Consider the following 26,181-nt stretch of genomic DNA (forward strand, 5'->3'; position numbering starts at 1 on the left):
AGTGAACTCGTGGTCTGGTTCTCGCGAGGGGCTTGACTTCAACTACAATCAAGCACATACGAAGAGGTTTCTCGCCGAGACGAGGGTTCCGGCAAGACCTGGTCCCGGCGAACTGTACCTCCGGTACAGTGGACTCGGCAGGTACGGGGGCAACCATGGCAATGGGCAGGGGGGAAGCGACCCGCGAGCGGATCCTGGCCATCACGGAGACAGCGGTGCTGGCCAAGGGATTTGGTGCCACCTCGATCGAGGAGATCATCGCGGAAGCCGGAATTACCAAAAGCGGTTTCTTCTACCATTTTCGCGACAAGAACGAGCTGGCGCGTGCATTGCTGCAGCGATACATGGAACGCGACGATGTGCTGCTCGACGAGGTCTTCGCTCGTGGCCGGGAGCTTGGCGCCGATCCACTGAACGGGTTTCTGGTCGGCCTGAAGTTGTTGGCGGAAACCATGGCGGACCTGCCGGGCGGGCATCCGGGATGCCTCGTCGCGACCTATTGCTATCAGGAACGCCTGTTCGACCGCGGCGTGCGTGAGCTGAACCGGCATATCGTTTTCCATTGGCGTACCCGCTTTCGCACGCTTCTGGAAGAAATCGTCGAACATACCGCCATGCAGGAACCGGTCGATCTCGATGCCCTCGCCGACATGGTGTCCACCGTAATCGAGGGCGGGCTGGTATTGGGTCGGGCCACCGGCGATCCGAACATTCTTCCCACGCAAATCATGCTGCTGCGCGACTATATCAAGCTGCTGTTGGAACCGGCGCCGCCGGCGGTGCATTAAGCCGGCGCGCGACATTGGACTGGCACCGTATCCCTGTCCATGATCAAAGGACTGGTTCCACAGTTGGATAGGGCTGCGACAACGGCGACTCGACTGGTGGAGGGGGCGCTCGGCTGCGTGCTGCTGCTCGTGCGCGGCGAGCGGCTAATGCTCCATCTGGCACGATGAGAGGACGGCACCCTCAACTCGATGCAGGGTATTGCACCGAATACCGGGTCGGGCGAGACAGCCTCTCCCGAACAGGAGCAATGGGCCGAGCAGGACAGGCGCCGCCAACGGCTTTTTCCCGATCGCCGCTGGGATGTTGAAGGGGCTGCGTGGCACGGATATCGTGCTCGACTACCGGGCGATGAACGTCCAGGCCAAGCATGTGCCGTTTACCGATGTCTCTCTCGAGTTGAAGCTGCTGCCCTTGAATGTGGCCAATGCCTTGGTCGCACCGCCCGCGGCGATTCTGCCCTGGGTGGAGGCGAAAATGTCGGCATGGGGTGTGAACGGGCCATGAGGGAGTTCGAGGAAGAGTGATCGTCCTTTCCTTACCTTCATGCCGGCTTGCTGGGCCCACATTCGCCCAGCGTTGCATTGTTACCGTGACGCCTTGGGTGGCCCGGTTCGCTGTGCCTGCAACTGCGTTTCCACCTGGCCGATGATGTCGTCGGCGAGCTTGTGGAGCAGGGGCTTGGCGGCGAGGTTGACGGCCTTCTCCAGCAGGGGGTCGCTGAGGCTGTATTCCAGTGTCAGGTGAATATGCGTGCCGCCTTCGACGGGCGTCAGGCGGTAACAGCCGCGGTTGGGTACGCCGGTCACCGAGCGCCAGGCGAATCGCTCCGGGGGCGTGAACTCGGTGATCTCCACATCGAAGTCCAGCGGCACGCCGGCGATGCGCACCCGCCAGCGGTAGCGACGCTCTCCCAGGCGGACTATGGTATCTATGGCGTCGCTGTAATCGGCAAACGTTTCCACTTGGCCGACGAGAGCGAATACCTCCCGTGGGCTGGCCGCTATCTCGGCGTCGTGCTCGATGATGGGCATGGCCTTCTCCACCTTCGCCAGACAATGCGATGACACAGTAAGGTATGACAACGTTCAGGACGAACGACGCGCCTATCGACGGCCGAGCCCAGCTTCGGTCGCCGATCAAGGTGCTGGTCATCCTCGGGCACCCGCGCCGCGACAGCCTCTGTAGTGCCCTGGCGGATGCCTTCTGCGAAGGGGCCTGCGTGGCGGGTACGCAGCTGCGCCGCTTGAACCTCGCGACGCTGGAGTTCGATCCCCATGTGCATACCCCGTCGCCCAACGACCAGCCCCTCGAGGACGACCTGAGGCAGGCGCAGGAGCTCGTCGCCTGGGCGGATCATCTGGTGTTCGTCTATCCCACCTGGTGGGGCGGGGCGCCCGCACTGCTCAAGGGGTTTCTCGACCGTATCATGGCGCCGGGGTTCGCGTTCCGGACCTGCGAGGGCGGGATCGGTTATCAGGGGTTGTTGGCCGGGCGCTCGGCACAGCTCATCACCACCATGGATACCCCGCCGCTGATCCATCGGCTGCTCTATCGCGAGCCCGGCAGGAATGCCCTGGCACGGGCGACCCTGGGCTTCTGCGGCATTCGCCCGGTGCGCAGTCTGGTGTTCGGCTCGGTCAAGGATGCCTCGCCGACGCAGCGCCAGGCCTGGCTGGCTCGCGCGCACCACCAGGGCCGGCGGTTGGCGCAGGGCCGGATCACCCCCGCGGAGCGGTTGAGGCACAAGGCTGGCGCCTGGTTGCGGGCGTTGCGGCTGCAGTTCTATCCGATGACCTGGGTGGCCTATGCGGTCGGGGCGCTGGCCGCCGCGCCGACCGGGGGGGTATTCGGCAACCCGGTGTTCTGGCTCGGCTACCTCTGCCTGTTCCTGCTGGAGGTGGCCACCGTGCTGATCAACGAGGTGGTCGACCTGGGCACCGATCGGGCCAATCGCTTCTACAGCACCTTCACGGGTGGCTCCCGCGTCCTGGTGGAGGGCCGGCTGAGCCTGGGCGAGGTCAAGGCCGGGATCCTCGTCGCGCTGCTGGGCCTGGTGGGCGGCACGGCCTGGCTGTTGGCCGTGACCCCGGCGTCCTCGGCCGCGGTGATCGCCGTGCTGGGGGCGCTGGCGGTCCTGGCCATCGGCTACACGGCGCCGCCCCTGATGCTCAGCTATCGTGGCCTGGGCGAGCTCGATGTCGCGGTCACCCACAGCATCGGCGTGATGCTGTGCGGTGCCGTGTTCCTCGGCGGAGACTGGCGCGATCCGCTGCCGTGGCTGTTGAGCCTGCCGCTGCTGCTGGCGATCCTCCCTTCCATCACGCTGTCGGGCATCCCGGACCTCGAGGCCGATGCCGGTGCCGGCAAGCGCACCCTGGCGGTACGCCTGGGGCGCCGGGGCGCACTGCGAATCGCGCAGGCCGCGACGCTGCTCGCCGCCGCCTGCGCCCTGGCCTGGCAACTGATGGGGCTGGCGGCCGGCGCCTTGGCCGGCATCGCCTGGGTGGTCGTGCCCCATGGCGCCTGGCTGGCCTGGCTGCTGGCCCGGCATCTCCGGGACGACCGCCCGGCCGGGCGCATCGACGGCCTGATGGGCGCCTCGCTCGGCTATGTGCTGTGGTTCGGGCTGTGGCCGCTGTTTCGGTTGGCATGATCGCGCCCCGCCGGCCTGCCCTATGCAGTGGGTGAGTCTCTCGGCCATCCCCTGGCCAGCAGGGCCAGCCCGACGGCCAGCAGGGGCAGCCAGGCGCCCGGTGTGCCCAGCGCCGCGAGGGTGATGCCGCTCACCAGGCACCAGAGAGCGGGAATGACCAGCAGCGCCCAGCCGCGCGGCCCGGGGGCGATCATGGCCGCCACGCCCAGGGTGGCGATGGCGAGCGGGTCGGGCATGAGCCCGATGACTTCGGCACCCTGCAGCCCACGCCCGGCGGGCAGGGCCACGAGCGGGTGCAGGGCCAGGGCATGGACGAACAGCACGACCCCCAGGGCGCGTCGCACGCCCCAGCGCGTCGGCAGGTCGAGCCCGCCCTTCAGGGCGCCGAGGGCGATCAGCAGCAGCGCCTGCAGCACGAACAGCGGGATCACATAGCGGATCCCCCAGTTGATCGGCACGTAGCGCTGCCACAGGAAGGCCCAGGCGACGAAGACCCAGCCGACCGCGAGCAGGGCGGCGACCAGGCGGGCGCTCCAGGGGCGCGGGTGCAGCAGGGCAAACAGCATCGCGCCACCCAGCGCCAGGGCCAGCAGCTGCAGGGGCCACAGCGCCTGGTTGTGCAGTTCGAACAGCCGCTCGTAGACGCGGGGCGAGAACATCAGGAAGTCCGCGGGGCGATAGCTCAGCCACTCGCTCATGCCGACCATTCGCCCCTCCCCATGCTGCCCTCACAAGGCCCGCACGTAATCGGCCATGCGCCGGCGCAAGGCGTCGTCGGGCAGCGGCGCGCTGGCGGCGGCCAGGTTCTCGCGCACGTGATCGACGCGGGTGGTGGCGGGAATGGCACAGCTCACCGCCGGGTGGGAGATGATGAACTTGAGGATGAACTGTGCCCAGCTCCCGGCGCCGATCTCCGCCGCCCACTCCGGCAGCGGCTCGCCCGCCAGGCGCTCGGTCAGCCGCCCCTGCCGGAAGGGACGATTGACGATCACGCCGATGCCTTTCTCCTTGGCCAGGGGCAGAAGGCGGCGTTCGGCCTCGCGGTCGACGACGTTGTAGGTCAACTGGACGAAATCCAGCGGCGCGTCGCGCATGATGTGCTCGATGGTGTCGTGGCGCCGGCCATGGGAGGTGGTGATACCCACATGACGCACCTCGCCGGCCGCCTTCATCTCGAGCAGCGTCGTGAGATTCGCCTCCCAGGCGACCAGGTTGTGGACCTGCAGCAGGTCGAAGCGCGGCACGCCCCAGTGACGGCGCGACGCCTCGACCTGTGCCGGTCCATTGCCGGGGCGCGAGGTCCAGATCTTGTCCGCCGCGTAGACCCGGTCGAGCGCATCGAGCTCGCCCAGCCCGTGGCCGATGGTCGCCTGGGACGAGCCGTACATCGGCGAGGAGTCGATCATGCGCCCGCCCATGGCGAAGAACTGCGCCATCACCGCGGTGCACTCCTCAAGCAGTACCGGGTCGTCGCCCACGTTGAAGGTGATCCAGCTGCCCAGTCCGACCAGCGGCAAGCGTTCTCCGATGGCGGGTACCTCGCGTGCCAGAGGTTCCGGCCGCTGCGCCAGGGCCCCGAGTGGCGGCAGTGCCGTGGCCGCCGCCAGCGACACGAGGCCACCCAGCAGCGCGCGGCGAGACAGACGGCTTGGGGCAAGGGGCATGGTCGTCTCCTGCTCGTGCTGCTCAGAGCAGTGTAAGTTGTTGCGACTATACTGTCAGCAAACACGGTAGCCCCTGGGAGGTATGCCATGATCATTCGCCTGGGCCGGGGTATGGCGGCGGGGCTGGTGGCCACCCTGACCATCTCGATGTTCCTGATCCTGCGCCTGTCGGCAGGGGTCATGCCCTGGTACAACCCCATCGAGATCATGAACCTGACTGCCCAGCGGGCGCTGGGCACGCCAAGCAGCATATTCGTGGGTTGGGCCATTCACTTCGTGGTCGGCACCTTGATCTGGGGCACGCTGTTCGGCCTGATGGAGTCGGACCTGCCCGGCGGCAGCGATACGCGCCGTGGGCTGGTATTCGGCCTGGGCGCCTGGCTGGTGGTGATGGTCACGGTCTTCCCGCTGGCTGGCTCGGGCTTCTTCGGCATGGGCTTCGGCCTGATAGCGCCTCTTTCCACGCTGCTGGGGCATATCGTGTTCGGGCTGGTGCTGGGCGCCACCTACGGCTGGTTGCGACGCCTGTAGCCGGCGTACCGACGACCCCGCCCCGGTGGCGGCGGCGCCGTTCAGGCCGGGCGTCTCGCCCTGCGCTCTTCCAGTTCACGCCCCAGTGATGCCATCTCCCTGCGCAGCCACTCCCGGAAGGCATCCACGCGTGGCATGTTCGCCATGCCGGGCAGGGTGGCCAGGTAGTAGCTGAACTCCGTGGCCCGCCAGGGGCGCAGCGGGATCAGCTGTCCCCGCTTGAGCGTATCGAGTGCCACCGAGAACCGGGCGAGGCACAGCCCCAGGCCTTGCTGGCAGGCGGAGAGCGCCAGGCCGCTGTCGGACACGGCCAGCCGGTGCAGGCCGGTCGGATCGTGCAGGCCTGCCTCGTGCCACCAGGGGGCCCAGTGGCTCCAGGGTTCGGTGGCGATGGCGCTGCTGTCCTCGATGAAGCGCGCTTCGCGCCATGTGTCGCTCGCCGTCCTGTCCGGTGCCGGGGAGGGTGGACCCAGTACGGTAATGGCATCGCCGGACAGGTAGTCGACCTGCAGGCCGGGGTAGTGACCACTGCCGAAGCGGATGGCGACGTCGACCTCACCCTCGCGCAAGTCTGCCGGACGGTTGTCGCCCACCAGGCGCAACTCCAGGCCAGGGTGGCGATGCAGTATCCCGTCGAGCCGCGGCAGCAGGTAGCGCTGCATGAAGGCGTGCGGTGCCGAGACGGTGAGAGGGCCATCGAGGGAGGGCCGACCGAGTTCGCTCGTGGCCTGCTCGATCATCGCGAAGGCCGCGGCGATGCGCTCGCGGTAGCGATGACCCGCTTCGGTCAACGAGACGCCGCGTGCCCTTCTGTCGAACAGCCGGGTACCGAGCTCGGTTTCCAGGGCCTTGATGCGGTGGCTGACGGCGGCCGCGGTGACGTGCAGCTCCTCGGCCGCGGCACTGAAACCGCCGAGGCGTGCCGCCGCCTCGAAGGCGCGCAGGGTCGCCAGGGGGAGGCGAGGTGTTCGGGTCATGGCTAAATCCTGCTAAGTCTAAGGGGTAATAACTGTCCGTTGTCATTACACCAGCTAACGTCAGAATGCGAGTCATCGTCCACTGACCGGGAGCCCTCCCATGACCGCTACCCTCTATCGACTCGCCGCCTTCACCCATGACCCCAGGGGCGGCAACCCGGCCGGCGTCTGGCTGGGTGACGCGCTGCCTGACGCCGCCACCATGCAGCGCATCGCCGCCGAGGTGGGCTATTCCGAGACGGCCTTCATCGCCCCGCTGCAGGGCGGCCGGCACACGGTTCGCTACTACAGCCCCCAGGCCGAGGTGAGCTTCTGCGGCCATGCCACGGTCGCCGCCGGCGTGGCTCTGGGAGAGTTGAGCGGGGCGGGTACCTATGAACTGGAGACCGCCGTGGGCAGGGTGCCGGTGACGGTCTGCCAGGCGGATGGCGAGTGGCGGGCCTCGCTGGTATCGGTGACACCCGAGCAGCGGGCGGCACCATCGGCCCTGGTCGAGGAGGTGCTGGCCCTCCTCGACTGGCAGACGGCCGAGCTGGACCCGGACCTGCCGCCGGCCAGGGCCTATGCCGGTGCCTGGCACCTGGTGCTGGCGGTGTCATCGCGGGGACGACTCGATCGGCTGGACTACGATTTCGAGCGACTCCGGGCGCTGATGCTGCGCGAGAACCTCACCACCCTGCAGCTCGTCTGGCGCGAGAGCGCCACCCGCTTTCATGCCCGCGATCCCTTTCCGGTGGGCGGCGTGGTGGAAGACCCGGCCACCGGCGCTGCGGCGGCGGCGCTGGGCGGTTACCTGCGCGATGCGGGACTGCTCGAGGCACCCGCCCGGTTGACGATCCGCCAGGGCGAGGCGATGGGGCGGCCGAGCCTGCTCGAGGTGGACATCCCCGCGACCGGCGGCATCGTGGTCACCGGCACGGCGGTGGCGCTCCCTGCGTCGCGTGGGGAAGCGTCGTGATACAGGCCGTAAGGAAACTATACGGTGTGATGCATAAACATGCTCTCGGTAACCGCCGGTATGGAATCTCTGCCGATCTGCACCACCTATAGGAGTGGACCTGTGCGGAGTGGCCAGGGGTTACGCGCCCCAGGCAAGAGCAGGATGACGACTCTGCCGAGCAACGGAGACCAGCATGAGCGATCAACCGAGCAATGCCGTCTACCACAAGCGCGATTGTGCCTGGGCCGACAAGGCCATGCGGTTACTGGACAAGCACGACGTGCCGTTCGAAAAGCATGTGTTCTCCTCGAAGGAGGAGGAGCAGGCCTTCAAGTCCGAGCATGGCGTCAGGACCACCCCACAGGTGTTCCTGGACGGCGAGCGGATCGGGGGGTACGAGGAACTGGCCGAGCGCTTCGATGAAGAGGCCGCGGAGGAGGAGAGCGAGACCTCCTATGTGCCGGTCATCGCGATCTTCTCCACCACGGCGCTGCTGGCCCTGGCGACCCAGACCGGCGTCATGGGCTTCATGGGCTTCTCGCTGGCGGTGCTGGCGTGCCTGAAGCTGATGGACATCGAGGGGTTCGTACGAGGGTTCGAGAAGTACGACCTGATCACCCGGCGCGTGCCGGCCTATGGCCGGGTGTATCCCTTCGCCGAACTGTTCGCCGGCCTGGGGTTTCTCTCGGGGCTGCTGCCCCTGGCCACCGGGCTGGTGGCGCTCTTCGTCGGTGTCGCGGGGGGCATCTCCATCGTCAAGGCCGTCTATATCGACAAGACCGACCTCAACTGCGCCTGCGTGGGTGGCGACTCCAATGTGCCGCTCGGCATCATCAGTTTCACCGAGAACGCCATGATGGCGGTCATGGGGCTATGGGTGCTGATTCTGCTCTGAAGCGTAAGATTCTGCTCTGATGCGTAGAAAGGGGCCTGCGTGCCACCGCCCGCCCAGCCGATGATCTTGAGGCAACGCTCGCCCCTTTCTGTTATCCTGCCCGCCTTCCCTTGCCATTCCCTCGACTCTCGCCTCCTGGCTCCCGCCATCGCTCGCTTGTCGCCCCGGCTCCCGTCCCCCATCGCAGGTCTATTTCAGTGTCCGATCCCTTGCCCGACTCTTCCTTTGCTTCCCTGGCGCTGACGCCGGAGCTGCTGATCAACCTCGACTCGCTCGGCTACCACGCCATGACCCCGATCCAGGCCGAGAGCCTGCCGCTGATGCTGGCGGGGCGCGACGTGATCGCCCAGGCCAAGACCGGCTCTGGCAAGACCGCGGCCTTCGGCCTGGGGCTGCTCTCGCGGCTGTCGGTGACGACCTTCCGGGTGCAAGCGCTGGTGCTGTGCCCGACCCGCGAGCTGGCCGACCAGGTGGCCGGCGAGCTCCGCCGGCTGGCGCGCACCCTGCCCAACGTCAAGGTGCTGGCCCTGTGCGGCGGGGCGCCCTTCGGCCCGCAGCTCGCCTCGCTGGCCCATGGGGCGCATGTGGTGGTCGGCACGCCGGGCCGGGTGGAGGAGCATCTGCGCAAGGGCTCGCTGAACCTGGCGGCGCTCGAGACCCTGGTGCTCGACGAGGCCGATCGCATGCTCGACATGGGCTTCCAGGCGTCGATGGAGGCGATCGTCGCCGAGACGCCGGCGAGCCGGCAGACCTGGCTGTTCAGCGCGACCTATGCGGCAGGCATCAAGCCGATCGCCGAGGGCCTGATGCGCGCGCCGGCCACGGTGGAGACCGCCGAGGTCCACGACGCGACCAGCATTCGCCAGCACGTCTATCGGGTGGCGGACGAGGCGGCACGCTTCGAGGCCCTGCGCCGGCTGCTGCTGCACCATCGGCCCGAGTCCAGCGTGGTATTCTGCAACACCCGGCGCGAGACCCGGGAGGTCGCCGAGGCCCTCGGCGAGGCGGGCTTCAGTGCCCTGGCACTGCATGGCGATCTGGAGCAGCGCGACCGCGACCGCATCCTGGTACTGTTCGCCAACCGCAGCGCGTCGATCCTGGTGGCCACCGACGTGGCTGCGCGCGGGCTGGATATCGAGTCCCTGGACGCGGTGTTCAACTACCAGATCGCCCGCGATCTCGAGGTCCATGTGCACCGCATCGGGCGCACCGGCCGGGCCGGCGGCTCCGGCGTGGCCTGCACCCTGGTCACCGAGCATGAGGCTTATCGGCTGGTGCGGCTCGGCGAGTTCCTCGGCGAAACCCTCGAGGAGGCGCCGCTGCCGGGGCGTGCCGTACTCGAGCGGGACCCGCTCACGCCGCCCATGGCCACGCTGCAACTCGACGGCGGCAAGAAACAGAAGGTGCGCCCCGGCGATATCCTCGGCGCCCTGACCGGCGAGGCGGGATTGCGTGGCGACCAGGTGGGCAGGATCAAGGTGCTCGAGCGCAGCGCCTATGTGGCCGTGCAGCGTGAGGTCGCCAAGGTGGCCCTCGCCCAGTTGAGCGCGGGTAAACTCAAGGGGCGCTCGTTTCGCGCCCGGCGCGTCAGCCGCTGACGGAAAAGGGGGAACATGAAGATACCCAGACGATTGCAGCCGCTGGTCGATGACGGCCTGATCGACGAGGTCGTGACCCAGTTGATGAGTGGCAAGGAAGCGCAGGTCTATGTGGTGCGCTCGGGCGGCGAACTGCGCTGTGCCAAGGTCTTCAAGGAGGCCAGGCAGCGCAGCTTCAAGCAGGCGGTGCAGTACCAGGAAGGCCGCAAGGAGCGCAACAGTCGCCGCGCCCGGGCGATGGCCAAGAAGACCCGCTATGGCCAGAAGGAGCAGGAACAGGCGTGGCTGAACGCCGAGGTCGATGCCCTCTACCGCCTGGCTAGCGCCGGGGTGCGGGTGCCCAGGCCCTACGGCTTCGTCGACGGCGTGCTGCTGATGGAGATGATCGGCGACGCCGAGGGTTTCGCCGCCCCACGGCTGGATGACGTCACGCTCGGCGCCGAAGAGGCCCGCGAACACCACGCCCGGGTGATCGGCGAGGTGGTGCGCATGCTGTGTGCCGGCCTGGTGCACGGCGACCTGTCCGAGTTCAACGTGCTGCTCGATGAGAGGGGGCCGGTGATCATCGACCTGCCCCAGGCGGTGGATGCCGCGGGCAACAACAGTGCGGCGTTGATGCTCGAGCGCGACGTCGACAACATGCGGGCCTACTTCGGCCGCTTCGCGCCGGAGCTGCTCGAGACCGATTACGCCAAGGAGATCTGGGCGCTCTACGAGGCGGGCGAGCTGTACCCGGAGAGCCGGCTGACCGGCTGCTTCGCCCACGACACCAGCCTGGTGGACGTCGACGACCTGATGACCGTGATCGACGACGTGCGCGAGGAGGAGGCCCACCGCCAGGCGGCCCGCCACCGCGGCGACGAGCCCGGGGTCGAGGAGGCCGCCGAGGAGTGGCGGGAGTCCCGGCGGGAGTGTTGAGCCCGGCTGCATTGCCGCGGGGCATCACGATGGATCCTGTGGAGCACCCGCCAGCTCGGGCGGCAATGGCCGCCTGCCCAGGATCAGGTCCGCTGCCTTCTCCCCGATCATCAAGGTCGCCGCATTGGTATTCGCCGCCGGCATCGTCGGCATGATGGAGGCGTCGGCGACACGCAGCCCCTGCATGCCGTGGACTCTCAGGTGGTCGTCGACCACGCTGTCCGCCCGTTCGGCTGGCCCCATGCGGCAGGTGCCGATGGGGTGGTAGGTGGTGTTGCCGGTGCGGCGAGCGTGGTCGAGCAGCTCGGCATCGCTCTGCACAGGGTCGCCGGGCCAGATTTCCCGCTCGACATGATTGGCAAACGGCAGGCTGGCGGCGAGACGTCGGCCGAGGCGCATGGCCGCGAGGATGGCCTGGCGATCCTCTTCCTCTGCCAGGTAGTTCGGCTGCAACTCCGGCGCCGCCAAGGGGTCGGCGGACAGGGCGCGGACATGCCCCCGGCTGGCCGGGCGTTGCTGCCAGCATGCGATGGTCGCACCGGGAAAGCGGTCCAGTCCGCTCCAGATGCCCGCCGGATAGCTGGCGGGAGTGAAGGAGACCTGGATATCGCCCACCTCCAGCGTCTCGTCGGATTTCCCGAAGCAGTAGACCAGCGTCGGCGTCAGGGCCAGGGCCCCGCGTCGCGTGAAGGCGTAGCGGGCGACTTCCTTCACCAGCCCGAGCCCACGCACGCGCTCGTTGATGGTTTCGATACCGCGGATGCGCATCACCAACCGTGCGGCATAGTGGTCGCGCAGGTTCTCGCCGACACCGGGGAGGGCGTGCACCAGGGGAATGCCGAGGGCCTGTAGCCGGGCCGGAGCCCCGAGACCCGACAGCTGCAGCAGGTGCGGTGATGCGATGGCACCGCCACAGAGGATCACCTCCCGGTTCGCGAGCACCACTTCATCACGGCCGCCCCGCCGGTAGCGCACACCGATGGCACGCTTGCCCGCGAAGACGATCTGCAGCACCCGGGCTTGCGTCCGGACCTCCGTGTTGCCGCGTTTCATCGCCGGATAGAGGAAGGCCCGTGCGGGACTGACCCGGCGCCCCCGATGGATGCTGCGCTGAACGTAAGCGACACCCTCCTGTGACGCACCGTTATAGTCGGGGTTGCGTGGAATGCCGAGTGACTCCGCGCCATCCATGAAGGCATCACAGAGCGGGTCGGCCTGATCGATGTCGGTAATGGTGAAGGGGCCGCTACGCCCACGATAGCGATCATCACCGTTGCCGATACGCCGTTCGCAGCGCTTGAAGTACGGCAGCACCTCCGCATAGCTCCAGCCGCGATTGCCCAGGGCCGCCCAGGTGTCGAAGTCCGTGCGGTGCCCTCGGGTATAGACATGCCCGTTGATCGCTCCCGACCCGCCGAGCGTTTTCCCCCGCGACTGGACGAGGCTGCGCCCGGCCGTTCCCCAACTGGGCGCCGTCTGATACATCCAGTTGAGGCGGGGATTGTCGAGGAGATGCACCACGGCGGCCGGGACGTGGATGTAGGGGCTGCGGTCCGGTGGGCCGGCCTCGAGCACGCAGACCTTGCCCTGGCCCGCTTCCGACAGCCGGCCGGCGACCACCGAGCCGGCGCTGCCTGCGCCGATGACGATGTAGTCGAAACGATCCGTCATGGCGACAGGCGGATGCCGACATTCTTGGTCTGCACGTAGCCGAGTAGGGCTTCCTGCCCCTTTTCCCGGCCATACCCGGAGCGTTTGGTGCCGCCGAAGGGAGTCTCCACGCCACCGGTCCACCATTCATTGACATAGACCTGGCCAGCCACCAGGCGGTCGGCCGTCCAGTGGGCCAGCCTCAGGTCGTTGGTGTAGACCCCGGCGGCCAGGCCATAGTCGGTACCGTTGGCAATGGCGATGGCCTCGTCCGGGGTGTCGAAGGGCAGGACCACGAGCACCGGGCCGAAGAACTCCTCCCGGGCGATCCGCATCTCGGGACGCACCCCGCTGAAGAGGGTGGGGGCCATGAAATGTCCTGGCATGCCGGCCAGGCGCGATCCTCCCGTGACCAGTGTCGCGCCTTCCTCGACCCCGACGCGGCAGAGCGACTCGACCCGATCGAGCTGCCGCGCGGAGATCAGGGGCCCCATGTCGCAGCCGTCGATGCCGGGGCCGATGGTACGGGTTTCGGCCTCTCCCTTGAGCCGTGCCACCAGATCGTCATGGATCGAGCGGTGCACGATCAGGCGAGAACCGGCCGAGCAGATCTGTCCGGCATGATGGAAGATGGCCCGCGCGGCACTTTTCGCCACCCGGTCCAGGTCCGCGTCCGGATAGACGATCCCGCCCGACTTGCCGCCCAGTTCCATGATGCACGGAATGATCCGCTCCGCGGCGGCCCGCAGCACGCTCCTGCCTGTCTCGACGGAGCCGGTGAAGACGATGTGGTCGATATCGCCATGCGCGACCAGCGCTGCGCCGGTGTCATGCCCGTAACCGCAGATGATATTGACGGCTCCCTTGGGTACCCCCGCCCGCTCGCACGCTTCGGCAAACAGGAACAGGCTCAACGGAGAGTCCTCCGGTGACTTGAGGACGACCGTATTTCCCGTGAGGAGGGCGCAGGTGACGGAACGTGCACCCACGGGCAGCGGTCCGTTCCATGGCACGATCTGAGCCGAGACGCCGAACGGCATGTGGGTGGTGTAGTCGAGCACCCCCTCGCCGAGGGGGATCTGCCGCCCCTCCAGCTTGTCGGCCATGCCGGCGTAGTAGCTCAGGTAACGCTGGGTCAGGGCGATGTCGGCATGGCCGGCGGCCAGGGTCTTGCCATTGTCGAAACACTCCACGGTGGCGATGTCATCGGCCAGTTCATCGAGCTGTCGCGCTACTTCCAGCATCATCTCGCCGCGCTGGTGCGGGCGCATGGCCGCCAGGGCCCGGCTGTCGAAACAGCGGCGGGCTGCCGCCACGGCCAGATCCACATCGGCGGGCATGGCGCGGGCGACCTCGGCAAGGGGGGCGCCGGTCGCGGGGTCGGTAACGACGATACGCTCGTTACCGGTGCCATCGACCCACTCGCCACCGATGAAATTCTTCCAATATGGCCTGATGCTGGTCACTGTGTCCCCCATGGCGCCGGGCTTCCCGGCACGGTTCTCGATCCTGGTCACACTTCCGCCATCATTACGAGTCTGGCAACGCTTGGCGAATGCCGGTTCAGGATCAATCTATGCCTGATTTGCATGCTTGTGCGGGGAAGGTCATTATTTCGTTATAAATGGACCGGGGCGGCCGGGTTGTTGTTGGAATCGTTGCTGGAATCGTTGCGATGGAAATCAAGTGGCTGATGGACTTCCTGTCCCTGGCGGATACGGGAAATTTCTCGCGTTCGGCTGAGGCGCGTGCCACGACCCAGCCTGCCTTCAGCCGCCGCATCAAGGCGCTGGAGGAGTGGGTGGGGGCGTCGCTGTTCGACCGCAGCAAGCAGCCCATCACGCTGACGCCGGCGGGTGAACGTTTCCACCCGGTGGCCGAGGGCGTGCTGCGCCGCCTGTTCCAGGCTCGCGACGAGATTCGCCAGCTGGGGCAGACGACCGAGAACACCATCACCTTCTCGTCCACCCACAGCCTGTCATTGACCTTCTTCCCCGACTGGATCCGCCACATCGAGGAGCAGGTCGGGGTGCTGCTGATCCGGCTGGACTCCAATCAGGTAGGCAACTGCGTTCAGGCGCTGTTGCGTGGCGACTGCCATTTCATGATGTGCCATACCCACCCCTCGGTGGATATCCCGCTGCCCGAGGAGCGTTACCAGTCGGTCAAGGTCGGCGAGGATAGGCTGGTGCCGGTCTCCGCACCGGACGAACACGGCCAGCCGTCGCAGCTGCTGCCAGGGTCGGAGACCAATCCCCTCTCGTATCTGGCCTATGCGGAAACCTCCGCCATCGGGCGCGCGGTGGATTTCATGCTGGCGCACCATCCCGCCCGCCCCGTCATGAAACGCGTCTTCGAGACCCACCTCGCGGCCGTGTTGAAAACCATGGCACGCGACGGGCGTGGCCTCGCCTGGCTACCCGAGAACCAGATCCTCTCGGAGCTGGAAACCGGCAGCCTGCTGGTATCGGGCGACCCCTCCTGGTGTATTCCCGTCGACATCCGGGTGTTTCGCTCCCGGGACCCCCTCCCTCACGCTGCGGAAGCGTTCTGGGCGGCGCTCGGTGATACCGCTGCGGCATCGGGCTAGGCCGAGCTTGCATTGGGCCCCGGGGAGTGCGCCATGTAAGGTCTAATCTCCATGAGACGGGGGGCGAGCAGATGACGGGGACTTCTTCGCGGCGTGTCGCCATCCTGGGGCTGATGCTCGAAAGCAACCGCTTCGCGCCGGTAACCACCGAGGAAGACTATCTCAACCGGGTCTATCTGGCGGGCACTGAAATCCTGGAAGACCTGAACCTCCCCGATCCCAAGCTGCCCACTGAAATTCGCGGCTTCATCGGTGCCATGAATGCACACTGCGACTGGACGGCTGTTCCCATCCTGGTCGGCCTGGTCGAGGCCGGCGGGCCGCTGGAGCATGCCTTCTACCAGGCCACCCGCGACGAGATGAAGCGCCGTCTGGAAGCCGCCATGCCACTGGATGCCGTCTATATCGCCAACCACGGTGCCATGATCACCACCGAAGAGGACGACCCCGACGGCGAGATCTTCGCGATGGTGCGCTCCATCGTCGGGCCCGAGGTGCCCATCGTGGCGACGCTGGATCTTCACGGCAATGTCTCCGAGCGCATGGTCGAGTCGGCCGATGCCATTGTGGCGTATCGCACCAACCCGCATGTCGACATGCGAGCCCGCGGTATGGAGGCCGCCGGCATCCTGCTGGAGATGTTCACCGGCATGCGGCCGGAGATGGCGTTCATCCGTCTGCCGTTGATTCCACCAACCGTTACCTTGCTGACCGAGTCCGGCCCCTATGCCGACATCATCGAGTACGGCCAGAGCCTGATCACGGACGAGATCGCCAATGTCTCCATTCTCGGCGGGTTTGCCTTCGGCGATACCCCCAAGAACGGCATGGCCATCCTCGTGACCGCGCGACACGCTGGCGGTGTCGCGCGGGCGGTGGCACGCCTGATCGCGCAGAAGGCCTGGGCTGATCATGAGCGCTATGTGCCGCATCTCGCCTCGCTGGAAGACGCCGTTGCCCGTGTCGTGGAGGCCGGGCGACACACCGAGCTGCCTGCCCTGATCCTGGCCGACGTCGCGGACAACCCGGGTGGCGGCGGCCGGGGCAACACGATGTGGATTCTTGAAGCCCTGCATGATGCCAACGTCACGGGCGTCATGGTCGGAGTGATCCACGATCCCGCACTGGCTCACGAAGCCCATGAACGCGGCGAAGGAGCCACGTTCCAGGCCATCTTCAATCGTGTCGAGCCCGACGAATTCTCACGCCGATTCGAGGCGACGGCCAGAGTGGCCTGCCTCAAGGATGGGGATTGCGTCGGAAGGCGCGGCTTCTACGCCGGGCGGCACATGAGCCTGGGGCCGTCGGCGCTCCTGGAGCTGGGTGGTATCCAGGTGGTCGTGATATCGATCCGCACGCAATGCGCCGACCCTGTCTTTCTGGAGATGATGGGACTGGACATTGCCCGGGCGCGGGCGGTGGTGGTGAAGTCACGAGGCCACTTCCGAGCCGGCTTCGATGAATTCTTCTCCGCCGACCAGGTGATCGAGGTCGACACGCCGGGGCTGACTTCGCCGATCCTCTCACGCTTCGACTTCAGGCACCTGCCCCGCCCCGCCTTTCCCGTTGACTCTCGGGTCGATTGGACGCTGCCCGGCTGAGTCCGTCGCGGAAATGTCCAGCGTTTTCTTTATCAGAATTGCTGATTGTTTTGACCATGGTCAGGGAAAGTGCTGTCTCCCTGCAGGGATCCTTTTCCGTTGCACTATCCTGAGAGAAGGAGTCTATACCTGAAAGAAGGAGTCTATACGCCACCGGCATCGGACTATCATGTCTTTGCATTCGCCAAGAGCCCATGTTGCCAATAGTCTGTATGTGTGTCTGAGAAGGAAACTTCTCTTCCTACAATAAGTATAGGGGAATCGCATGAACAAGTGTCTCAAGTGGACCATGGTGGTCGCTGTCACCGCGGCGGTACTGGGCGCCACGAGTCCCGTAATGGCAAAGACCATCAAGTTTGGCATGAATGCGCCGCAAGGTGACAATCCCGAATGGAACGCGCTGGTCGCCTTCAAGGATCATGTCGAGTACAAGACCGAAGGTGACATCACGGTCCAGCTGTTCCCGAGCGCACAGCTCGGTGCCGAGCGGGCATGCGCCGAACAGGTGCAACAGGGTGCTGTCGAGGTCTGCCTGGTGGATACCGGGGCCCTGGCAGGGTTCTACAATGACATCCAGGTGCTTTCGGTTCCTTATCTGTTCAAGTCTTCCGCTCATGCCTGGGCCGTCTTCGATAGCCCGTTCTTCAGGAATCTGGCCGAGAACATGCGACAGGATACGGGTATCCGGATCATGTCATGGGGAGAGAACGGCTTCCGCGACTTTACCAACAATGTACGGCCGATCCGCACGCCAGAGGATCTCCGGGGGCTGAAGATGCGTGTCATGGAAAGCCCTGTTTTCATTCGTTTTGTGGAGTCATTCGGGGCGGCGGCCACACCGATGCCTGGCTCTGAAATCATCATGGCCGCCAAGCAGGGAGTCATTGACGGGCAGGAAAATCCCGCCCAGGTGAACTACGACTACAACTTGATGGACGTACAGAAATACATGTCCACCGACGAGCACATTCTCGGGATTCACGCCTATATCATCAACGACGACTTCTTCAGCGGCCTGAGTGACGATGAGAAGGCGATAGTGCTGGAAGCGGCGACACTGGCCGCACGCATAGAGAATACCCAGAAGCTTGCCGGGGCCAAGAGATATATCGACTTGATCAGGGAAAAGGGGGTCGACATCCACATGACCACGATGGCCGAGAAAGCCGCTTTCGCGGAAGTCTCCCAGGAACCGGTGCTGGAGTATCTGAGAGGGCAGGTCGGTGAGGACCTGGTGCAGGAGCTTCTGGACACTGCTGCCTCCTATGAGCCTGCCCTTTATGGCTCCTGAAACGACAGTGGGCTTGTGATCCCATAAGTTGAAAGAGTGGGAAGAAGACAGCCTCTTTCCGCTCTTTCACGTTGCAGCAGGTGTTAAGACGATAATGATTGATAAGCCTGTTTTGCCCGCCGTCCCGAGTGCTTGCCGAGACCCGCTGGAGAAATCCACTTTGAAGCACAGGGTATTCAAGTTTGCCATGGGGGTTACCCAAGCCACGGAGGCGATATCGGCCGTTCTGCTGGTTGGCATCATCCTGATGAATGTGGCTCAGGTGTTCTTCCGCTACGTGCTGGTCGATCCACTCTCGTGGAGCGAAGAGACCATGCGCTACTCGACTACCTGGATGGTCATGCTGGCCGGTAGTGCCGCCTTGTTCCGGGGAGAGCACATGGTGATCAGCCTGTTCACCAGCGTGCGCTCGCCCTTCTTCCGCCGACTGATTCATCTTTCCGTGCTGACCTGCATCGCCGGCTTTTGCCTGCTGTTGATGTGGGAGGGCTTCCCGGCCGCCATCAACAACATGAGGCAGATGTCGCCCGCGACGCGGATCCCGATGACCCTGCCCTACATGGCGATTCCCGTAGGGGCTTCGCTGATGCTGCTCAAGGTCCTGTGCCTGATGCTCCTGCCCGAGGATGTCCTGCGCCGGGAAGAAGCCGAGGAGAACCAGCCATGATCGCGATGTCCCTCGCCTTCGTTGTCATGTTGATCATCGGTGTTCCGATCGTGTTTGCCTTGGGCATCGCGGGAGCCGTCGGCCTGTGGGCCCTGGACCTGAACCTGATCACGGTGCCTACGCGGCTGTTCACCGGCATGGACAATTTTGTGCTGCTGGCCGCTCCGTTCTATATCTTCGCCGGGGAGATCATGAACCGGGGGGGCATCACGACCCGACTGATCCGGTTGGCGGGGCTGGTCACGCGTGGTGTACCCGGCGGAACGGCCTATACCAACGTTTCATCGTCGGTGCTGTTTGCCGGCATATCCGGCGCCGCCGTCGCCGATACGGCCGCACTCGGGCAGATATTCATCAAGGGCATGCCCGAGGAGGGGTATGACAAGAACTATGCGGCGGCGGTGACGATCGCCTCGTCCATCATCGGCCCCATAGTGCCCCCGTCCGTGATCATGATCATCTATGCCGCCGTGACCCGCCAGTCGGTGATCGACCTGTTCGTTGCCGGGATCGTGCCCGGTCTGATGCTGGCCGGGGTCATGTGGCTGGTCATCTGGTGGCAGGCACGTGGTGGGCGGCTGCCTCGGTCCAGCTTCAAGGTGGAAAGGCACGAGGTCGCCACCCTGGTCCGGGACGGGCTGCTGGTGATGGGGCTGCCGGTCCTGATCGTCGGGGGCACGCTGTCGGGCATCTTCACCGCCACCGAGGCGGGTGGGGTGGCCGTCGTCTACGCTTTGATCATCTCCTGGTTCGTCTTCAGGACCATGGACCTCGCCAGTCTCTGGGATGCGCTGAAGCGCAGTGCCAGGGTCACGGCTACCATCTACCTGATCATCGCAGCCGCGACAGTCGTGTCGTATGTCCTGACCATTGGCGGGATCGGCGGCTGGGTGCAGGGGTTTGCGATGCAGTTTGCCGACAACCCCACGCTGTTTCTCATGGTGCTTGTCGGGGTGCTGCTCCTCGTGGGGACCTTCCTCGAGCCGGGAGCCGCAATCGTGTTGATCGTGCCCATGCTGATGCCGGTGACGGCCTCGATGGACATCGAGCCGTTGCAGTTCGCCATGGTCGTGATCCTGCCGCTCACCCTGGGGTTGATCACGCCCCCCGTGGGGGTCTGCCTGTTTGTCGCCTGTCGAATCGCCGAGAGCCCGGTTTTTCCCATCTTCCGGGCGGTGCTTCCATTCCTGGTGGCGGAGATCGGGGTCGTCATCATGCTGGTGTTCGTCCCCGCTCTTTCTTCCTTCCTGCCGACGCTGCTGCGCTGAGGCACACCCACAAGGGGATCTCGAATGCTGGTGATTTCAGAAGCACATGCCCGCGAGCTGGTGAGCATCGAAGATGCCATCCTCGAGGTGGAGCACTCCTTCGTTTCCATGGCGAGGGGGACGGCACGAAACTTCCCCGTGGTGCGCGAGATGGTCGGCTATCAGGATGCGGTCTACGGCGTAAAAGCCGGTGGCGATGTGGTGGCCCCGCTGCTGGGCCTCAAGGCCGGTGGGTACTGGCCGAACAATACCGGAAAAGGGCTGAGCAACCACCAGTCCTCGACGCTGCTGTTCGACCCGGAAACGGGGAGGGCGACGGCGCTCGTCAGTGCGAACTACCTGACCGGCATCAGGACCGGGGCGTCGAGTGCGATCGCCACCCGATACCTCTCGCACCAGGATGCGAGTGTCGTCGGGCTCATCGGGACGGGTGTGCAGGCCGAGTATCAGCTCAAGGCCTCGATGGCGGTGCGGGATCTGGAGCGGGTCCATGCCTGGAGCCGTTCCGCGGAGAGCCTGGAGGCATTCGGGAAGCTGGTGGTCGGTCTGGGGCTGGAATACGTTGCAGAACCAGACCCCGAGGCCGTTGCCCGTCACTCGGACATCCTGATTACGGCGACACCATCACGCAAGGCGCTGGTGGAAAGGGGCTGGGTGAAGCCGGGTACCCATATCAATGCGATGGGATGCGATACCCGGGGCAAGCAGGAATTGGCCCCGGAACTGGTCGCTGCCAGCGCCCTGTTCGTGGACGAGGCCGAGCAATCCGTCTCCATCGGCGAGTTCCAGCATGCCTATGCCAGCGGCTTGATTACCAGAGAGGGCCTTCGCGGCAGCATCGGTCAGGTCATCGAAGGGCAGTGCGAAGGCCGACGTGATGCCGATGAGGTCACCATCTTCGACGGCACCGGTGTGGCGCTGCAGGACCTGGTGGTGGCGAGGCTCGCCGTACGCCTGGCGACGAAGCGGGGCCTCGGCATGTCGGTCGACTACTGAAACCGGGACATCGAGAGACGCAGCAGCGCCCCTCGGTCACCAGCCATTGATCCTCGGCCAGATGGCAATGATTTCGCAGCCATCCCCCTGCTCGCTGTCGACCAGGTGATACTGGTCGTACATGGCGGCCGTCATGCAGACATGGTTGGGATAGATGCGCAGCCGTGTCCCCACGGGAAGCTGTTCGCATGACATCCCACCAAGCAGCGGAATCTGTCCGTGCTCCTGGTAGACCCTTGCGACCTTCATCGGGGCCTTGAATGGTTGTCCGTCTGCCTCTGTTACCAGTCCAAAGCCGATGTCATTGGGCATGTTCTCGGTACTGCGGTCCTTGGACAGTGCAAGTGCTCCTGCATTGACCAGCAGTCGGTTCATGGCGGCATGGTGGCTGCTGACTTCCGCGATCACCGAAATGGCGAGATCATCAACACTGCAGGAGTTGATCTGTGCCTGGAACATATCACCGAACATGTAGACACCCGGGCGTACTTCCGTTACGCCATCCAGTGAGCGCGCGTATAGAGCCGTTGGCGTGGATCCGATGCTGACCGTGGCGCATGCAATTCCATGGCGACGAATGCGTTCAGCCGCCGAGACGGCGGTATGACGTTCCGCTTCGGCCACTTCCTCGATCTCGGCAATGGTCCGGCACTGATAGGAGTGACCGGCGTGTGTCATGACACCGGAAAAGGTTGCATGCGAGGCTTCGTCGAGAATGCGGGCTATCTCGATGAGCTCCTCGCTGTCGGGAAAGACACCCGAACGACCCTCACCACAGTCCAGTTCGACTTGCACCCGGAATGTCTCGTCGAGCTCCCGACTCATTGAGCAGATCGCTCGAGTGACCTCGACGCTGTCGGTGATCAGCGTGATGCGTGAACCAAGCCGCTGGATATCTGCGACTCGCGCCAGCTGGTCAGGAATGATGCAGGCCGCGTACTGGATATCCTGGATGCCTTGACTGGCGAAGAATTCGGCCTCCTTCAGAGTTGACACGGCGATACCACCCGATTGACCTTCAATGGCCAGTCGGGCCACATCGATGGATTTGGCCGTCTTCAGGTGAGGGCGAAGCTGCACGCCTTTTCTCCTGGCCGTATCGGCCATACGCCTGAGGTTCCGCACGAGTTTCGCACGATCGAGAATCAGGCTGGGTGTAGGAAGATCAAAGATGGTAGTAGGCGGCATAAAGGATGGCAGACCTCTCTGGTCACATTCATGAAGGCACCGGAAATCATCATTGATAAGCTACGCAAGCCGTGTCCGGTAAGCCAATGCCGGATTCTCCTAGTACGATGCCCAGAGCGAAAGATATGCAACGATGGCGGGTTCGACGCTGCGGGCATCTATTGGCCCAGGTCGACCGCAAAGGCCCGGCATGGCGATAAGACCCGAGCGAGACGTCGATAACGGATGTCCCCGTTTCGGCATCAGGGGAGGATTTTCGTCACAACGATGAAAAATCCTAATATAATATCGGGGTCGCGTGACGCTTGGGCCGTTGCATCGGGCCGGTGGCACGGGCACTCATCCAACCTCACGATGCTTGCCATCGAACAAGGACGCTTCCATGGCCACTCCCGTCTCTCCCCTGATTCTGACCGCCCTGGGCGGTGTCGTCGTCGGCGCGGTCGCCGGCTGGCAACTGCATTCCCCGTCGCCGAGCGATGATGAGCCCTCCGCCCTCGAGGCGTCGCTGCAGCTGGGGGAACGCCAGCGCGGCGAGATCACCTCGCAGAGCGAGCTCAACGGCAAGGATGGCAGTCGCTATACGCGCTACGCGCTGCCGCTCGAGGAAGACACCCTGGTCGAGGTCGCGCTGGGCGGGGCCCTGCAGGGCGTCCTGGCGCTCTACGACGACCAGGATCAACTGCTCAAGGCGGCCCCCACGCTGCGCCACCGCATCGCCGAGAGCGGCGACTACACCCTGGTGGTCAGCGGCAACGACGCTCATAGCTACGGCCCCTTCGAGGTCAACAGCCGACGCATCGAACTCGACGACATCAGCACCCTGGAGGTGCCGTCGCGCCACGACGGCTGGCTGCAGGATGCTCCCGACACCTACACCCTGACCATCGAGGAGACCGGCCTCTATCAGATCGAGATGCGCTCCAGTGACCTGGATGCCTATCTGGAGCTGGAGGGGCCGAACGGCTACCGGCGCGAGGACGACGACGGTGCCGGCGACCTGGATGCGCGCCTCGCCGACTTCCTCGAGCCCGGGGAGTACCAGCTGACGGCGCGCACCTCCTATGGCGAAGGCAGCGGTCTGTACACCCTCGCGGTGGAGCCCCGTGAGCTGCCCAATGCCGATACCCTGCGCAATGGCGGCGAACTGAGTCACGATGAGTCGTTGCATGGCTGGTTCAGTGGCCAGGGACTGGAGTACGAGCTGGTCCTGGAGAGCGCCGCTACCGTCACCCTCGACATGCGGTCGTCGGATTTCGATGCCTTCCTGGAACTGCACGGCGATGGCGTATCGGTCAGCGATGATGATGGCGGTGGCGGTACCGACGCCCGTCTCTACCAGCACCTGGCCCCGGGCCGCTACACCATCACCGCCCGCAGCTACAGCCAGGGCGGCAGCGGCCTGTTCGAGCTCGAGACCAGCCTGGGCGACGCCGCCGCGCAGCCCAACGGTGGCGAACTGGAGCTCGGCGAATCGATCAGCGCCTGGCTGGCGCCCGGTGTCCACGACACCTACACCTTCCGGGTGGCGCAGGCGGGGCGCTACCGCATCGACATGATGTCCGGCGAGATGGATGCCTATCTCGAGCTGGAGGGGACGGGGACCTCGCTCACCGATGACGACGGGGGCGAGGGCCTGGATGCGCGCATCCTGGCGCATCTCGAGCCCGGTGACTACCGGGCCATTGCCCGCACCTACGGCAACAGCGAAGGCGGCAACTACCGGTTGAGCGTCAGCGCCGAGTAACCCGCTCTGCCGGCCAGCAGGGGCGGTTGTCCCGCCCCCTCGAGAGTCATGAATCATCGAGTTAAGTTGCATTCTCGATTCAGCTTTTGACCCCGGCGAGGCGGTCGTGCTATTGACGAAGGTCGCAAAGAATCCGCACCGGCATCGGTCGAGGTCGCATGGTCAGCACCAATACAGGGCGGCTGGATTGATCGCGCGGGATTCGCCACCGTGGAGTAAGCGTGCCCCATGCAAGTCGCCACCCCGTGCCAGCCTCATGATCATATCGTCCAGTTCTACGAGGACGAGACCTTCCTTGCCGATGTCGTCGCCGATTACCTGCGGGCCGGGGCCGACGCCGGTGAACGCCTGCTGGTGCTGTTGACGCCAGCCCATCTGGCGGCCGTTCTGCAGCGGCTGGAAACCGGAGGCCTGGATACCTGTGCGGCCATGTCGAGCGGGCAACTCGTGACACATGACGCCGACCTCATGCTCGAGACCATCATGCGCGACGGCATGCCGGTCGAGGCGCTGTTCGAGCGGCACCTGCTTGCCGGCATCGAGGCCGCCGGCGCTGCGTCCACCCGCGCCTTCGGCGAACTGGTCGACCTGCTGTGTGCCCGGGGCAACGCCGCCGCGGCGGTGCGGGTGGAGGCGCTCTGGCATGCGGCCTGCCATCGCCTGCCGCTGACCCTGCTGTGCGGCTATGCCCTGCAGCATTTCGATCGGCCCGAGGATCAGGCGGCCTTCGACGCCATCTGCGACCATCACTCCCATGTCTTGCCGGCCGAGCATTACAGCCGGCTGGAGTCGCGGCAGCAGCTGCGCGAGATCTCCCGCCTGCAGCAGCAGGTCCAGGCGCTCCACCACGAGCGCGCCTCCCGCCGGCAGGCCGAACAGAACCTGGCCGCGGTGCAGCGGCTGTGTGGCGAGATGCTGATGGAACTGGCCGACCACGCCCTTCACGATGGGGTGACCGGCCTGACGAACCGCGGGCATGCCCAGCAACGGTTGGCGGAGCTCATCGCCGATCCTCGCGGCCAGGGGGGCAGGGTGGCCGTGCTGCATATCGACATCGACCAGCTCAAGGCGATCAACGAGTCGCTGGGCCTGGAGATGGGCGATTACTACCTGCACGAGACCGCCCAGCGCATCAAGCGTTGCCTGGGCGGCAACGGGATCGTCAGTCGCCTCGGCAGCGATGAGATGATGGCGGTGCTGCCGGGCATCGAGCCGCTGGACGAGGTGCTGAAGGTCGTCGAGCGCCTGCTCGACTGGACCTGCAAACCCGTCGAACTGGGTGGCCACAAGGTGGTCGCGAGCTGCTGTATCGGCATCAGCCTGTTTCCCGAACATGGGCGTACGGTCAACGAACTGATGCGTCATGCCAATCGCGCCCGGCGCCATGCCCAGCGTCTCGGTCGTCGCCGCTACCATGTCTTCACCCCCGAGTTGCGCGACGACGACTTCGATCGCCTCGCCCTGCGCAGCGAACTCCGCGAGGCCCTGCCGCTCGGCGAGCTGGAGCTTTTCTACCTGCCCACGCTGTGTGCACGCAGCGGCCAGGTCGTGGCCATCTCGGCACAGCCGCGCTGGCAGTCGCGCCGGCTCGGCACGATGGAATCCGCGCGCTGGATGTCGGTCGCCGAGGAGGCGGGCCAGGCGGCCATCATCGGCCAGTGGGTGCTGGCGAGGGCGTGTCGCCATGCCAAGGCCTGGATCGATGCGGGCATCGACCTGCGGGTGGCGGTGCAGGTCTCGACCGCCGAGCTGCTGGATGGCGAGATCATCGACCGGGTCGGCGAGATCCTGGACCACAGCGGCTTGCCGGGCGAGATGCTCGAACTCGAGCTGAGCGAGAGCGGCCTGATGCGTGCCCCCCAGCGTGCCGCGGCCATGCTCGAGCGGCTCAAGGCGCTCGGCGTGCGACTGACCGTCGACGAATTCGGCAGCGGACACTCGATCCTCGGGCACCTCAACCGCTTCCCGATCGATACCATCAAGCTCCACAAGCCGTTCATCGCCGGCTGTCTCGACAGCCCCCACCATCAGGCGATCATCGGGTCGATGATCGGCATGGCCCATCAACTGGGTCAGCAGGTCATCGCCGGCGGCGTGGCGACCCGGGAGCAGGCCGACTACCTGCGCCAGCAGGGGTGTGATCTCCTGCGGGGGCCCCTCTGGTCGCGCATGGAGTACCGCGACGCCCCCGACGACCAGGCCCCGGAGTAGCGCCGTC

The 26,181-nt window shown here is 65.6% G+C and carries 23 protein-coding genes; 16 read left to right on the forward strand and 7 right to left on the reverse strand.

Annotated elements, in window-relative coordinates; genetic code table 11:
- Positions 1–155: 155 nt before the first annotated feature.
- Together QLQ85_RS16965 and QLQ85_RS16970 are read left to right on the forward strand one after the other, a co-directional pair.
- On the forward strand, positions 156–788 hold the full coding sequence (locus tag QLQ85_RS16965) for a TetR/AcrR family transcriptional regulator (RefSeq protein ID WP_282740075.1): 633 nt from the start codon (positions 156–158) through the stop codon (positions 786–788).
- 301 nt (positions 789–1,089) lie between these two features.
- The gene (locus tag QLQ85_RS16970; RefSeq protein WP_282740076.1) at positions 1,090–1,293 is read left to right on the forward strand and encodes a hypothetical protein; all 204 of its coding nucleotides are present in this window, start codon (positions 1,090–1,092) and stop codon (positions 1,291–1,293) included.
- 80 nt (positions 1,294–1,373) lie between these two features.
- On the opposite strand, the gene QLQ85_RS16975 is transcribed toward QLQ85_RS16970, so the two are convergent.
- Positions 1,374–1,820 (reverse strand): SRPBCC family protein, encoded by a 447-nt coding sequence (locus QLQ85_RS16975; RefSeq protein ID WP_282740077.1) that lies wholly within the window; start codon positions 1,818–1,820, stop codon positions 1,374–1,376.
- 44 nt (positions 1,821–1,864) lie between these two features.
- On the opposite strand from QLQ85_RS16975, the gene QLQ85_RS16980 reads away from it, so the two are divergent.
- A complete protein-coding gene (locus tag QLQ85_RS16980) occupies positions 1,865–3,442 on the forward strand; it encodes an NAD(P)H-dependent oxidoreductase (RefSeq protein WP_282740078.1) in 1,578 nt (525 codons plus the stop codon).
- A 20-nt stretch (positions 3,443–3,462) separates the two neighbouring features.
- Here the strand turns inward: QLQ85_RS16980 and QLQ85_RS16985 are convergent, their stop codons facing one another.
- Positions 3,463–4,140 (reverse strand): DUF6064 family protein, encoded by a 678-nt coding sequence (locus QLQ85_RS16985; protein ID WP_282740079.1) that lies wholly within the window; start codon positions 4,138–4,140, stop codon positions 3,463–3,465.
- 30 nt (positions 4,141–4,170) lie between these two features.
- Entirely contained in the window at positions 4,171–5,106 is a 936-nt protein-coding gene (locus QLQ85_RS16990) for an aldo/keto reductase (RefSeq protein ID WP_282740080.1), read from the reverse strand.
- Between the two features lie 87 nt (positions 5,107–5,193).
- Between QLQ85_RS16990 and QLQ85_RS16995 the strand changes: the two genes are divergently transcribed.
- Positions 5,194–5,637, forward strand: coding sequence for a DUF6789 family protein (locus QLQ85_RS16995; protein ID WP_282723212.1), 444 nt, complete (start codon positions 5,194–5,196; stop codon positions 5,635–5,637).
- Between the two features lie 41 nt (positions 5,638–5,678).
- Here QLQ85_RS16995 and QLQ85_RS17000 read toward each other — a convergent pair whose 3' ends face one another.
- A complete protein-coding gene (locus tag QLQ85_RS17000) occupies positions 5,679–6,614 on the reverse strand; it encodes a LysR substrate-binding domain-containing protein (RefSeq protein ID WP_282740081.1) in 936 nt (311 codons plus the stop codon).
- A 100-nt stretch (positions 6,615–6,714) separates the two neighbouring features.
- Between QLQ85_RS17000 and QLQ85_RS17005 the strand changes: the two genes are divergently transcribed.
- From QLQ85_RS17005 to QLQ85_RS17020, 4 genes are all read left to right on the forward strand, one after another.
- On the forward strand, positions 6,715–7,572 hold the full coding sequence (locus tag QLQ85_RS17005; protein WP_282740082.1) for a PhzF family phenazine biosynthesis protein: 858 nt from the start codon (positions 6,715–6,717) through the stop codon (positions 7,570–7,572).
- A gap of 175 nt (positions 7,573–7,747) precedes the next feature.
- Positions 7,748–8,449, forward strand: a complete 702-nt coding sequence (locus QLQ85_RS17010) for a glutaredoxin family protein (protein ID WP_282740083.1) — start codon at positions 7,748–7,750, stop codon at positions 8,447–8,449.
- A 197-nt stretch (positions 8,450–8,646) separates the two neighbouring features.
- The gene (dbpA, locus tag QLQ85_RS17015; RefSeq protein WP_282740084.1) at positions 8,647–10,047 is read left to right on the forward strand and encodes an ATP-dependent RNA helicase DbpA; all 1,401 of its coding nucleotides are present in this window, start codon (positions 8,647–8,649) and stop codon (positions 10,045–10,047) included.
- A gap of 15 nt (positions 10,048–10,062) precedes the next feature.
- On the forward strand, positions 10,063–10,965 hold the full coding sequence (locus tag QLQ85_RS17020) for a PA4780 family RIO1-like protein kinase (RefSeq protein WP_282740085.1): 903 nt from the start codon (positions 10,063–10,065) through the stop codon (positions 10,963–10,965).
- A gap of 24 nt (positions 10,966–10,989) precedes the next feature.
- Here QLQ85_RS17020 and QLQ85_RS17025 read toward each other — a convergent pair whose 3' ends face one another.
- Together QLQ85_RS17025 and QLQ85_RS17030 are read right to left on the reverse strand one after the other, a co-directional pair.
- Positions 10,990–12,636: a GMC family oxidoreductase gene (locus QLQ85_RS17025; protein ID WP_282740086.1), complete on the reverse strand. Its 1,647-nt coding sequence runs from the start codon at positions 12,634–12,636 to the stop codon at positions 10,990–10,992.
- Positions 12,633–14,093: an aldehyde dehydrogenase family protein gene (locus QLQ85_RS17030; RefSeq protein ID WP_282740087.1), complete on the reverse strand. Its 1,461-nt coding sequence runs from the start codon at positions 14,091–14,093 to the stop codon at positions 12,633–12,635. The genes QLQ85_RS17025 and QLQ85_RS17030 overlap by 4 nt, the downstream gene beginning before the upstream one ends.
- 197 nt (positions 14,094–14,290) lie before the next feature.
- Between QLQ85_RS17030 and QLQ85_RS17035 the strand changes: the two genes are divergently transcribed.
- From QLQ85_RS17035 to QLQ85_RS17060, 6 genes are all read left to right on the forward strand, one after another.
- Positions 14,291–15,205 (forward strand): LysR substrate-binding domain-containing protein, encoded by a 915-nt coding sequence (locus tag QLQ85_RS17035; RefSeq protein ID WP_282740088.1) that lies wholly within the window; start codon positions 14,291–14,293, stop codon positions 15,203–15,205.
- Between the two features lie 71 nt (positions 15,206–15,276).
- Complete coding sequence (locus QLQ85_RS17040; protein WP_282740089.1) at positions 15,277–16,806, forward strand: M81 family metallopeptidase; 1,530 nt, start codon at positions 15,277–15,279, stop codon at positions 16,804–16,806.
- Positions 16,807–17,071: 265 nt separating this feature from the next.
- Positions 17,072–18,097 carry a DctP family TRAP transporter solute-binding subunit gene (locus tag QLQ85_RS17045; RefSeq protein WP_282740090.1) on the forward strand — a complete coding sequence of 342 codons (1,026 nt, stop codon included), beginning with the start codon at positions 17,072–17,074 and terminating at the stop codon, positions 18,095–18,097.
- A 28-nt stretch (positions 18,098–18,125) separates the two neighbouring features.
- Complete coding sequence (locus QLQ85_RS17050) at positions 18,126–18,764, forward strand: TRAP transporter small permease (protein ID WP_282740091.1); 639 nt, start codon at positions 18,126–18,128, stop codon at positions 18,762–18,764.
- On the forward strand, positions 18,761–20,032 hold the full coding sequence (locus tag QLQ85_RS17055) for a TRAP transporter large permease (RefSeq protein WP_282740092.1): 1,272 nt from the start codon (positions 18,761–18,763) through the stop codon (positions 20,030–20,032). The genes QLQ85_RS17050 and QLQ85_RS17055 overlap by 4 nt, the downstream gene beginning before the upstream one ends.
- A 24-nt stretch (positions 20,033–20,056) precedes the next feature.
- Positions 20,057–21,028 carry an ornithine cyclodeaminase family protein gene (locus tag QLQ85_RS17060; protein WP_282740093.1) on the forward strand — a complete coding sequence of 324 codons (972 nt, stop codon included), beginning with the start codon at positions 20,057–20,059 and terminating at the stop codon, positions 21,026–21,028.
- Positions 21,029–21,064: 36 nt separating this feature from the next.
- Here the strand turns inward: QLQ85_RS17060 and QLQ85_RS17065 are convergent, their stop codons facing one another.
- Positions 21,065–22,216: an alanine racemase gene (locus tag QLQ85_RS17065; RefSeq protein ID WP_282740094.1), complete on the reverse strand. Its 1,152-nt coding sequence runs from the start codon at positions 22,214–22,216 to the stop codon at positions 21,065–21,067.
- A 382-nt stretch (positions 22,217–22,598) separates the two neighbouring features.
- Between QLQ85_RS17065 and QLQ85_RS17070 the strand changes: the two genes are divergently transcribed.
- A complete protein-coding gene (locus QLQ85_RS17070) occupies positions 22,599–23,963 on the forward strand; it encodes a hypothetical protein (RefSeq protein WP_282740095.1) in 1,365 nt (454 codons plus the stop codon).
- 228 nt (positions 23,964–24,191) lie between these two features.
- Positions 24,192–26,174, forward strand: coding sequence for a putative bifunctional diguanylate cyclase/phosphodiesterase (locus QLQ85_RS17075; protein WP_282740096.1), 1,983 nt, complete (start codon positions 24,192–24,194; stop codon positions 26,172–26,174).
- Positions 26,175–26,181 lie beyond the last annotated feature (7 nt).

Origin of the sequence: Halomonas kalidii (genome assembly GCF_030010475.1) — a bacterium.
Classification (GTDB): domain Bacteria; phylum Pseudomonadota; class Gammaproteobacteria; order Pseudomonadales; family Halomonadaceae; genus Halomonas; species Halomonas heilongjiangensis.

Bases quoted from the DNA above. Each gene is read 5' to 3' on its own strand.
- QLQ85_RS17010 (WP_282740083.1), top strand. From the start codon at position 7,748: ATGAGCGATCAACCGAGCAATGCCGTCTACCACAAGCGCGATTGTGCC.
- QLQ85_RS16985 (WP_282740079.1), bottom strand. From the start codon at position 4,140: ATGAGCGAGTGGCTGAGCTATCGCCCCGCGGACTTCCTGATGTTCTCG.
- QLQ85_RS17030 (WP_282740087.1), bottom strand. From the start codon at position 14,093: ATGGGGGACACAGTGACCAGCATCAGGCCATATTGGAAGAATTTCATC.
- QLQ85_RS17075 (WP_282740096.1), top strand. From the start codon at position 24,192: ATGCAAGTCGCCACCCCGTGCCAGCCTCATGATCATATCGTCCAGTTC.
- QLQ85_RS16970 (WP_282740076.1), top strand. From the start codon at position 1,090: ATGTTGAAGGGGCTGCGTGGCACGGATATCGTGCTCGACTACCGGGCG.
- QLQ85_RS17060 (WP_282740093.1), top strand. From the start codon at position 20,057: ATGCTGGTGATTTCAGAAGCACATGCCCGCGAGCTGGTGAGCATCGAA.
- QLQ85_RS17040 (WP_282740089.1), top strand. From the start codon at position 15,277: ATGACGGGGACTTCTTCGCGGCGTGTCGCCATCCTGGGGCTGATGCTC.
- QLQ85_RS16995 (WP_282723212.1), top strand. From the start codon at position 5,194: ATGATCATTCGCCTGGGCCGGGGTATGGCGGCGGGGCTGGTGGCCACC.
- QLQ85_RS16980 (WP_282740078.1), top strand. From the start codon at position 1,865: ATGACAACGTTCAGGACGAACGACGCGCCTATCGACGGCCGAGCCCAG.
- QLQ85_RS17065 (WP_282740094.1), bottom strand. From the start codon at position 22,216: ATGCCGCCTACTACCATCTTTGATCTTCCTACACCCAGCCTGATTCTC.
- QLQ85_RS16975 (WP_282740077.1), bottom strand. From the start codon at position 1,820: ATGCCCATCATCGAGCACGACGCCGAGATAGCGGCCAGCCCACGGGAG.
- QLQ85_RS17000 (WP_282740081.1), bottom strand. From the start codon at position 6,614: ATGACCCGAACACCTCGCCTCCCCCTGGCGACCCTGCGCGCCTTCGAG.
- QLQ85_RS17020 (WP_282740085.1), top strand. From the start codon at position 10,063: ATGAAGATACCCAGACGATTGCAGCCGCTGGTCGATGACGGCCTGATC.
- QLQ85_RS17025 (WP_282740086.1), bottom strand. From the start codon at position 12,636: ATGACGGATCGTTTCGACTACATCGTCATCGGCGCAGGCAGCGCCGGC.
- QLQ85_RS17070 (WP_282740095.1), top strand. From the start codon at position 22,599: ATGGCCACTCCCGTCTCTCCCCTGATTCTGACCGCCCTGGGCGGTGTC.
- QLQ85_RS16965 (WP_282740075.1), top strand. From the start codon at position 156: ATGGCAATGGGCAGGGGGGAAGCGACCCGCGAGCGGATCCTGGCCATC.
- QLQ85_RS17045 (WP_282740090.1), top strand. From the start codon at position 17,072: ATGAACAAGTGTCTCAAGTGGACCATGGTGGTCGCTGTCACCGCGGCG.
- QLQ85_RS17055 (WP_282740092.1), top strand. From the start codon at position 18,761: ATGATCGCGATGTCCCTCGCCTTCGTTGTCATGTTGATCATCGGTGTT.
- QLQ85_RS17005 (WP_282740082.1), top strand. From the start codon at position 6,715: ATGACCGCTACCCTCTATCGACTCGCCGCCTTCACCCATGACCCCAGG.
- QLQ85_RS17035 (WP_282740088.1), top strand. From the start codon at position 14,291: ATGGAAATCAAGTGGCTGATGGACTTCCTGTCCCTGGCGGATACGGGA.
- QLQ85_RS16990 (WP_282740080.1), bottom strand. From the start codon at position 5,106: ATGCCCCTTGCCCCAAGCCGTCTGTCTCGCCGCGCGCTGCTGGGTGGC.